This is a genomic window from Sphingomonas sp. CCH9-E2 (assembly GCF_001557215.1).
Classification (GTDB): Bacteria; Pseudomonadota; Alphaproteobacteria; order Sphingomonadales; family Sphingomonadaceae; genus Sphingomonas.
Genome location: NZ_LSJM01000140.1, coordinates 1 through 534, shown reverse-complemented (window position 1 = coordinate 534; position 534 = coordinate 1). Strand labels below are relative to the sequence as shown.

General features: G+C 58.1%; 1 protein-coding gene. It reads right to left on the bottom strand.

The genetic code is table 11. From position 1 onward, the window contains the following. Positions 1-180: 180 nt before the first annotated feature. Positions 181-492 carry a hypothetical protein gene (locus tag AX681_RS07575; RefSeq protein WP_066682008.1) on the bottom strand — a complete coding sequence of 104 codons (312 nt, stop codon included), beginning with the start codon at positions 490-492 and terminating at the stop codon, positions 181-183. Positions 493-534: the final 42 nt, after the last annotated feature.

Below are 534 nucleotides of genomic sequence, written 5' to 3'. Positions count from 1 at the left end.
AGCGGGGGCCCATCTCCTGCAGAATCGGCACATCGCACCGGTGCGTTTTGAGGATTGTCCGGGAGATGGGCCCCCGCTTTCGCGGGGGTGACGGATTCGTTGTATGACGACATTTGTCTGGCGGTCTGAGCGCTTTGACGCCGATTCTGGTAGTGGCGGCCAGCGACCCCAAACGGGTCGTCAGGCCCCGTCTGCCCGTTCTCTCGGTTCAGGTCCGTAAGTGTGGCGAACATACGCCAGATTGATCTTGATAATGATCAACCCGAAAACCCAAAAGGCGGGGACAAAAAGGGCAAAACCGGCGAAGGTCCAACTATCGGCCGCAAGTCCCCAGCCGAGCGAACCCAGCCAATCCACCAACCCTGCCAGCGCGAGCCCGAGAAACACGATCCCCCATCCTGCCGCCGAAATGTCGAGCATTGACTTCATTCGGCGATACATCGCGTGCAGATAGCGACTTTGCGTTTCGCGGTATCGGGGGTCCTGCTGCATATGGTTACACTAATAGCAATGTGTCAGCTTTCTACCCAAGAC